The sequence below is a fragment of the Mycobacterium sp. 1245111.1 genome, from assembly GCF_001673405.1.
Lineage (GTDB): Bacteria > Actinomycetota > Actinomycetes > Mycobacteriales > Mycobacteriaceae > Mycobacterium.
Window position 1 is genome coordinate 1 of sequence record NZ_LZLV01000094.1, and the last position, 8,483, is coordinate 8,483.

The following is an 8,483-nucleotide window of genomic DNA, read 5'->3' on the forward strand; positions in this document are numbered from 1 at the left end:
CTGCCGGCGGGCCGGAGAACAGCACCAGCACCGCGGCGTCGCGGCCCTTGTTGCCCGCCAGCGCCTTGGACGCGGTCACCATCGCCAGCACGTCGGCGGGCAGCCGCCGCTTGTACGCGTCGGGAATCTCGGCGACGTTGTCGACCAGCGGTCGCAGCCAGGGCGGGCCGAATTCGGGTGTCAGCAGATCCGTGCCCAGGCTCCTGCGCGTGCCGCCTCCGGTCACTGGCGCCCCCTTCGCGCATCCAGCCGCCCGACCGCGTCCAAGGCGCTGGCGGGCAACAAGGGCCGCGACGCCGCGGTGCTGGTGCTGTTCTCCGGCCCGCCGGCAGCCGAGTCCGGCAGCGCCGCACCCGATTCGCTGCCCGACGACGCCGATCTGCTGCTGACCGTGCGGGCTGCGTCGTTGCGCCACCATGCCGGTCAGGCCGCGTTTCCCGGCGGCGCATCCGACCCCGGTGACGACGGGCCGGTGGCCACCGCGCTGCGTGAGGCGCGCGAGGAAACCGGCATCGACACCAGCCGACTGCATCCACTGGTCACGATGGAGCGAACGTTCATCGCGCCGTCCGGTTTTCACGTCGTCCCCGTCCTGGCGTACTCGCCGGATCCGGGGCCGGTGGCCGTCGTGGATCAGGCCGAGACCGCAATCGTGGCCCGGGTTCCGGTCCGGGCCTTCATCAATCCCGCCAACCGGCTGATGGTGTACCGCCGCACCCTCAGCCGCCGCTTCGCCGGGCCGGCATTCCTGTTGAACCAGATGCTGGTCTGGGGTTTCACCGGTCAGGTGATTTCCGCGATGTTGGATGTCGCTGGCTGGGCAAAGCCCTGGGACGCCAGCGATATTCGTGAACTCGACGAAGCGATGGCATTGGTCGGCGACGAGGAAGATGCCTGATGAGCTCCTCACAATGGTTGGACATCGCGGTGCTGGCAGTCGCGTTCATCGCTGCGGTCTCGGGATGGCGTTCGGGCGCGCTCGGCTCGTTGTTGTCGTTCGTCGGCGTGCTGCTGGGCGCGATCGCCGGTGTGCTGCTGGCCCCGCACCTGGTTGCGCACGTCGCCGCGCCGCGGGCCAAGCTGTTCGCCGCGCTGTTCCTGATCCTGGCGCTGGTCGTCATCGGCGAGGTGGCCGGAGTGGTGTTGGGTCGCGCGGTTCGCGGGGCGATACACAGCAACTCGGTCCGGTTCTTCGACTCGCTAGTCGGCGTCGCGGTGCAGCTGGTGGTGGTGTTGGTGGCGGCGTGGATGCTCGCGACCCCGTTGACGTCGTCAGCGGGTCAGCCCAGTTTGGCTGCGGCAGTGCGGGGTTCGCGGGTGCTCGGTGAGGTCAACGACTACGCGCCGGACTGGCTCAAGTCGGTGCCCAAGCGGCTGTCCGCGCTGTTGGATACCTCGGGTCTGCCGCAGGTGCTCGAGCCGTTCAGCCGCACTCCGGTCGTCGCGGTCGCGGCTCCGGACTCGGCGCTGGCCAAAAACCCGGTCGTCGCGAACACCGAACCAAGTGTGGTGAAGATCCGCGCGATCGCACCGGGTTGCTCGAAAGTGTTGGAGGGCAGCGGGTTTGTGCTCTCACCGGATCGCGTGATGACCAACGCCCACGTGGTCGCGGGAGCGAACAGCGTCACCGTGGAAGCGAGCGGCAACCCGTACGACGCCACGGTGGTGTCCTACGACCCGACCGTCGACATCGCGATCCTGTCGGTGCCGCATCTGCCGGCCGGGCCGCTGGCGTTCGCCAGCGCCCCGGTGACCTCGGGCACCGAGGGCATCGTGATGGGTTACCCGGGTGGCGGTGGATTCATGGCGACGCCAGCCAGGATCCGTGAACTCATCGAGCTGAACGGCCCCGACATCTATCGCAAGGCGACCATCAACCGCGAGGTCTACACCGTCAGAGCCAATGTGGAGCAAGGCAATTCGGGCGGGCCGTTGATCAACCTGGACGGACAGGTGATCGGTGTGGTGTTCGGCGCTGCCGTCGACGACAACGACACCGGCTTCGTGCTGACCGCCAAAGAGGTCGCCGCCCAGCTTGCGCACATCGGTGACACCGCAGCGGTGTCCACCGGCGAGTGCGTCAGTTGACCGGCGAACGGTAGACCCGCTCGAGGAACCGCGACAGGTGCGCGTTGACTTCGTCGGGCTTTTCCTCGTGGCTGAAATGCCCTGCGCCGGAGATTGACACGTATCGGCCGTGTGGCGCGTAGCGCTGTGTCCGCTCTACCGGATCGGCCAGCACGTAGGGATCTTCGTCGCCGTGGATGTGCAGCATCGGGATGCCGAATGGCCGGCTCATCAACCGCATGAAGCGCCGGCCCTCCTCGCGCAACTGACTGCGTACCGCCCAACGCTGGTATTCGAGTGCGCAATGCGCCGCGTATCGGATCTGGATGGCCTGCCGCAGGTGGTCGATCGTCGCGGAAAAGTCTTCGGAGGCAAGCCATTTAGCACCGGCACGGCTGCGGATCACATGCTCGAGTCCGGCGCCGTGATGACGGGTCAGCGCGCGTTCCGGCCAGAACGGCACCTGGTAGCGCAGCAACGAAGGCACCAGCGCCCGACCCTGATCGCGGCGCGTCAGCGCCGAGCGCCGCAGCGCAGCCGGGTGCGGCGAGCTGATCACCGCGATCGCGCGCACCTGCCGCGAGTGCAACACCGAGGTGGCCCAGCACACCAGTCCGCCGTCGGCGTGCCCGACCAGCGTCGCCGACGAATGTCCCAGCGCGCGGATCAATCCCGCGGTGTCGCCGGCCAGCGTCCAGCCGTCATAGCCGCGCGGTGGTTTGTCGCTGCCCCCGTAGCCCCGCAGATCCACCGCGACCACCCGCGCCCCGGTCAGCCCACGCAGCTGATGGCGCCACGACCACCAGAACGAACCGAAGCCATGCAGCATGATCACCAAGGGCCGCGCGGTGGCAGGGGTGGCATTCGCTTCCAGGTCATCCGGGACCGCCTCGACGACGTGGAACCGAATGCCGTTGGCGTGCACATCCAGATGACGCCATGGACCGTCGATACGCGTGACCGACGGATCTGGTGGGGCCATCTACCAACCCGAGGGATCGGCGGGCGTTCCGCCCTGATTCAGCGCGGGCGTCGAGGGCTTGTCGTGGCCCGGCGTGAACGCCGAGCGGGTCTCCTTGACGGATTCGATGGTCTGCTGCGGACCCCGGATCCGTCGCACCTTCAGGAAACCGAGCAGGGCCAGCACCCCGGTGACCACCACCATGATCCCGAACACGATCAGGAACGCCGCCCAGCGCCACAGCCAGGTGTCCAGCAGTTCGGCCAGGAAGAAGAAGAAAAAGAACGTCGAATAGAACAGCACCACCAGCGCGGAGATGAAGAAGACGCTGCCGGTCAGACCCTTCTTGACGTCGCGGGTGATCTCGGCGCGGGCCAACTCGACCTCGGCGCGCACCAGCGTCGACATCTGGGCGGTGGCTTCTTTGACCAACTCGCCGATCGACGGCTCGGCGGACAGCGCATGCGGATCGGTCAGCGGGATGGTGGTCAGCGTGCTGGGGACGCCATCAGGGCGGTCGTTGCCGTTCTTTCGATCTGACTTGCTCACAGACGGTCCTCCTGCATAGTGGCCGGACAGCTCGCTGATTGTCCGGGTTCATGTTGCCATGCAGTCCGATGGCAGACGAGGCTAGGCGCTTTGAGGATCGGCCCCCAGGGGCATTGATCGGGCTAGAATTGCGCAGCCGTGTACTGGTGCACATTTGCCGACGGGAGAAAACCGCCTTGCAGACCATGGGTCGTCGGCTGCTCCGGATCACGACGGCTTTGATCGTGGCGGGTGGGCTCGGGCCGCCGGTTGTCCCGGCCCGCGCCGACGACCGCATCCCGCTCGGCGGCGGTGCGGGCATCCTCGTCAACGGCGACACCCTGTGCACCCTGACCACGATCGGCACCGATCCCAAGGGTGACCTGATGGGATTCACGTCGGCGCACTGCGGGGGACCCGGCGCGCCTGTCGTTGCCGAGGCCGCGAAGGAGCGCGGCAACGTGGGAACGATGGTGGCCGGCAACGACGGCCTCGACTACGCGGTCATCCAGTTCGACAAGGCCAAGGTGTTGCCGCAGGCCGACTTCGGCGGCTTCGCGATCAACGGTATCGGGCCCGATCCGGCATCCGGGCAAATCGCTTGCAAGCAGGGCCGCACCACCGGCAACTCCTGCGGCGTCACCTGGGGGCCGGGCCAGGATCCCGGCACGATTCTCATGCAGGTGTGTGGGCAGCCCGGCGACTCGGGCGCACCGGTGACCGTCAACGATCAACTGGTCGGCATGATCCACGGCGCGTTCAGCGAGAACCTGCCGGTCTGCATCACCAAGTACATCCCGCTGCACACGCCGGCGGTGGTGCAGTCGATCAACGCCGACCTGGCCGACTTGCAGGCCAAGAACCGCCCCGGCGCCGGGTTCGTCCCGATCCCGCCGTAGCTACTGGGCGGCCCGGATCGCGTCGAACACGCCCGGGTCGAGCAGCGTGGAGGTGTCACCGAGCTCGCGCTTCTCGGCGATGTCGCGCAGCAGCCGTCGCATGATCTTGCCGCTGCGGGTCTTCGGCAACTCGGGCACCACGTGCAATTCGCGCGGCCGCGCGATCGGTGAAATCGTCCGGGCCACCTCGCCGCGCAGCTCGTCGATGATCTCCGGCCCGGTCGTCTCGGCATGGTCGGCTTGCAGGACAACGAATGCGCAGATGGCCTGGCCGGTGGTCTCGTCGGTAGCGCCCACCACCGCGGCTTCGACCACGGCGGCGTGGCCGACCAGAGCCGACTCGACCTCGGCGGTGGAGATGCGATGTCCGGACACGTTCATCACGTCATCGATGCGGCCCAGGATCCAGATCGCGCCGTCGGTGTCGTAGCGCGCGCCGTCGCCGGCGAAGTACCAGCCCTGCTCGGCGAACTTGGACCAGTACGTCTCGCGGAACCGGTCGTCGTCACCCCAGATGCCGCGCAGCATCGAGGGCCAAGGTTGGTCGAGCACCAGGTACCCGCTGGTGTGCTCGCCCTCGTCGGACGACGGCGGCGCGAGTTGATTGCCGTTGTCGTCGACGATCTTCGCCGAGATGCCCGGTAGCGGTGTCATCGCCGAACCCGGTTTGGCCGCTGCCACACCGGGCAGCGGGCAGATCATCGCCGAGCCGGTCTCGGTCTGCCACCAGGTGTCCACGATCGGGACGGCATCGCGGCCCATGACGCGGCGGTACCAGCGCCAGGCCTCCGGGTTGATCGGCTCGCCGACCGTCCCGAGCAGCCGCAGACTCGACAGGTCGCTGGCGTCCGGAATTTCGCGGCCCCATTTCATGAAGGTCCGGATCATCGTGGGCGCGGTGTAATAGATTGTGACGCCGTACTTTTCGATGATCTGGAAGTGCCGGTGCTGAGTAGGGGTGGATGGCGTTCCCTCGTAGATGACCTGGGTGACGCCATTGGACAGCGGGCCGTAGACGCCGTAGGTGTGGCCCGTGACCCAGCCGATGTCGGCGGTGCACCAGAACACGTCGCTTTCCGGCTTGATGTCGAAGACGTTGTAGTGCGTGTAGGACGTCTGGGTGAGATAACCGCCGCTGGTGTGCACGATGCCCTTGGGCTTGCCCGTGGTGCCCGAGGTGTAGAGCAAGAACAGCGGGTGCTCGGCGTCGAAGGCCTCGGGTTGGTGCTCCGGTGAGGCGGCATCGACGACGTCGTGCCACCACACGTCGCGGCCTTCCGTCCACGGGATGTCGGCGCCGGTCCGCTTGACCACCAGGATGTGTTCGACCGTGTTGGTGTCGGCGACGGCCTGGTCGGCCGCCTCCTTCAACGGCTCCGCTTTGCCGTGGCGGAACTGGCCATCGGAGGTGATCAGCAGTTTGGCCTCGGCGTCATCAATCCGGGCGCCCAACGCGGTGGCGGTGAAACCGGCGAACACCACGCTGTGCAGCGCGCCGAGTCGCGCGCAGGCCAGGATCGCGACGATGGCTTCGGGGATCATCGGCATGTAGATCGCGACGCGGTCGCCGGCGACCAGGCCCAGACCGGTCAGCGCGTTGGCGGCCTTGTTCACTTCGGCGAGCAGATCGCTGTAGGTCAGGGTGCGGTCGTCGCCGATCCGCTCGCCCTCCCAGTGGATGGCCACCCGGTCGCCGTTGCCGGCTTCGACATGCCGGTCGACGCAGTTGTAAGTGACGTTCAGTTTGCCGTCAGTGAACCATTTGGCAAACGGACGCGCGGACCAGTCCAACACCTCCGAAAACGGTGTGGCCCACGAGAGGCGGTTAGCCTGCTCGGCCCAGAACGCCAACCGGTCCTGCTCGGCCTGTTCGTACAGGTCATCGCGGGCATTAGCCTGCGCGGCAAACTCTTTCGAGGGTGGATACGACGGTGCGTGCGTCTGCGTCTCGGTCACGCGCACGAGCCTAGCCCGGCGACGATGCGGCGAGGGGGCGAACTGGGCGTCAGCTCGACCAGTTACGGACGCGCTCCAGGCAAAACAACCGCGCCGGCTTGGGGTAAGTGAATGCCCGACTCCCCGGCGGGCACAACGAGCCGTCCACACTCCCGTCGACCCGTTTGACGACTTCGACACGCGGGCCCGAGCCCGTGCAGGTGGCCGAGGCGAACGATGGATTGTCGGGCGTGCCTGTCGCCGTATAGCACTGACCCTGCTTGAGATTGAGCATCAAGCACAGTGTCGTCGTGCCGTCACGAAGATACGCATAGGCGGACTTCTCGACCTTGCCGTCGGGACACGTCGCCGACGCGTCGCCCCGGGCAACGACCTCGAATATCGAGTCTGGATCCGCACAGTTACGATGCGGTGGGGTTAGGACGCTATCCCGAAAATCGTTCTGGCTCAGGCAATCTCCGACATGGGCGGAATTGTCGACCCGGTTGGCGACGTTGGCGACCCGACCGAGAAACCCGAGCACGCCAAATGCCAGCAGCAGCGAGCCGACCACGATCAGTGCGGCGCCCGACGAGCCACGGGCAGGCGGCGCCGGGTAGCCGGGCGGGTTAGCCGGCGGGTACCCAGGCGGTGGGTACATTGTCGGCGGGGGCGGCCCGGGTTGGTTCGGGTAGCCGGCGTTCGGCGGGGGATAGCCGTAGGGGTAGGGGCCGGGAGGCGGCATCATTGGTGGCATCGCCTGCTGCCTGCGGCGTTGGGAACGCTGCCGCAGGCCGAGAAGCAGCAAGATCAGCCCCACGACGGGGAAGCCGAACGCCGCGATCAATTCCCCGGCGTGCTCGGCGGCGCTACCCTCGGCGAGTTCGGTGACAACCACGCCGGAAAGTCTATGGCGGATCGGAGGCGGAGGCGTGCATCTGTTTCGCGTCTTCGCGGCGACCGCGATGATGGTTGCCGCATCGCTGACGGGCTGCGGGACGGGCAGCGTCCGGACCGACGTGGTGATCGTCAATGCCGGCGAGCCGCAGAACCCGCTCATCCCGACCAACACCAACGACACCAACGGCGGCCGGATCGTCGACCGGTTGTTCGCCGGGCTGATGTCGTACGACGTCAGGGGCGAACCCTCACTTGAGGTCGCGCAGTCGATCGATACCACCGACGACGTCAACTTCCGCATCACCCTCAAACCGGGCTGGACGTTCAGCGACGGCTCGCCGGTCACCGCGCACTCCTTTGTCGACGCCTGGAATTACGGCGCGCTGGCTACCAATGCCCAACTGCAGCAAAGCTTTTTCTCGCCCATCGTCGGCTTTGATGCGGTGGCCGCATCGAAGCCCACCGCGACCGCGATGTCGGGACTGCGGGTGGTCAGCGACCGTGAATTCACCGTTCGCCTCAAGGGACCGACCATCGATTTCAAACTGCGACTGGGCTTTTCGCCGTTCTACCCGCTGCCCGATGCGGCGTTCAAAGACATGGCGGCGTTCGGTCAGCATCCGATCGGCAACGGCCCGTACCGACTTGGCGACGAGCCGGGTAATCCGGCCTGGCAGCACAACGTCAAGCTCGACCTGGTGAGCAACCCCGGCTATCACGGCAACCGGACGCCGCACAACAAGGGACTGAGGTTCGTCTTCTACGCCAACCTCGACACCGCTTACGCCGATTTGCTGTCGAGCAATCTCGATGTGCTGGACACGATTCCGCCCAGCGTGCTGACCGTCTACCGCCGCGACCTCGGCGACCGAGCGGTGACCGCGCCCGCGGCGGTCAACCTGACTCTGGACACACCGATGCGGCTGCCACACTTCTCCGGTGAGGAAGGACGGCTGCGCCGGCGGGCGATCTCGGCGGCGATCAACCGCGACCAGATCTGCCGCAAGATTTTCTCCGGCGCACGCACACCGGCCCGCGACTTCACCGCGAGTTCGCTGCCGGGATACGACCCCAACATCGAAGGGAACGAGGCGCTGAACTTCGACCCGAATCAGGCTCGGACGCTGTGGTCGCAGGCCGATGCGATCTCGAAATGGTCTGGCAGATACGCGATTTCCTATAACGCCGACGGC

At 66.9% G+C, this 8,483-nt stretch carries 7 protein-coding genes and 2 pseudogenes; 4 read left to right on the plus strand and 5 right to left on the minus strand.

What is annotated here, in order from left to right; all coding sequences use genetic code 11:
* Window positions 1-226: pseudogene (locus tag A5658_RS13255) on the minus strand (CoA pyrophosphatase); the annotation flags it as partial.
* A 63-nt stretch (window positions 227-289) separates the two neighbouring features.
* Between A5658_RS13255 and A5658_RS13260 the strand changes: the two are divergent.
* Window positions 290-898: pseudogene (locus tag A5658_RS13260) on the plus strand (CoA pyrophosphatase); the annotation flags it as partial.
* Window positions 898-2,088: an acid resistance serine protease MarP gene (marP, locus tag A5658_RS13265; RefSeq protein WP_067335388.1), complete on the plus strand. Its 1,191-nt coding sequence runs from the start codon at window positions 898-900 to the stop codon at window positions 2,086-2,088. The pseudogene A5658_RS13260 and the gene marP, both read left to right, overlap by 1 nt.
* Here the strand turns inward: marP and A5658_RS13270 are convergent.
* Both A5658_RS13270 and A5658_RS13275 read right to left on the minus strand, forming a co-directional pair.
* Window positions 2,081-3,049, minus strand: coding sequence for an alpha/beta fold hydrolase (locus tag A5658_RS13270; protein WP_067335393.1), 969 nt, complete (start codon window positions 3,047-3,049; stop codon window positions 2,081-2,083). The genes marP and A5658_RS13270 overlap by 8 nt on opposite strands.
* Complete coding sequence (locus A5658_RS13275) at window positions 3,050-3,577, minus strand: phage holin family protein (RefSeq protein ID WP_067335396.1); 528 nt, start codon at window positions 3,575-3,577, stop codon at window positions 3,050-3,052.
* Window positions 3,578-3,753: 176 nt separating this feature from the next.
* Between A5658_RS13275 and A5658_RS13280 the strand changes: the two genes are divergently transcribed.
* The gene (locus tag A5658_RS13280; RefSeq protein ID WP_369830519.1) at window positions 3,754-4,455 is read left to right on the plus strand and encodes a serine protease; all 702 of its coding nucleotides are present in this window, start codon (window positions 3,754-3,756) and stop codon (window positions 4,453-4,455) included.
* On the opposite strand, the gene acs is transcribed toward A5658_RS13280, so the two are convergent.
* Together acs and A5658_RS13290 are read right to left on the minus strand one after the other, a co-directional pair.
* Window positions 4,456-6,411: an acetate--CoA ligase gene (gene acs, locus A5658_RS13285; protein WP_067335406.1), complete on the minus strand. Its 1,956-nt coding sequence runs from the start codon at window positions 6,409-6,411 to the stop codon at window positions 4,456-4,458.
* Between the two features lie 49 nt (window positions 6,412-6,460).
* A complete protein-coding gene (locus A5658_RS13290) occupies window positions 6,461-7,288 on the minus strand; it encodes a hypothetical protein (RefSeq protein ID WP_067335400.1) in 828 nt (275 codons plus the stop codon).
* A 67-nt stretch (window positions 7,289-7,355) separates the two neighbouring features.
* On the opposite strand from A5658_RS13290, the gene A5658_RS13295 reads away from it, so the two are divergent.
* On the plus strand, window positions 7,356-8,483 hold a 1,128-nt coding region (locus tag A5658_RS13295; RefSeq protein WP_067335410.1), incomplete at its 3' end, for an ABC transporter substrate-binding protein.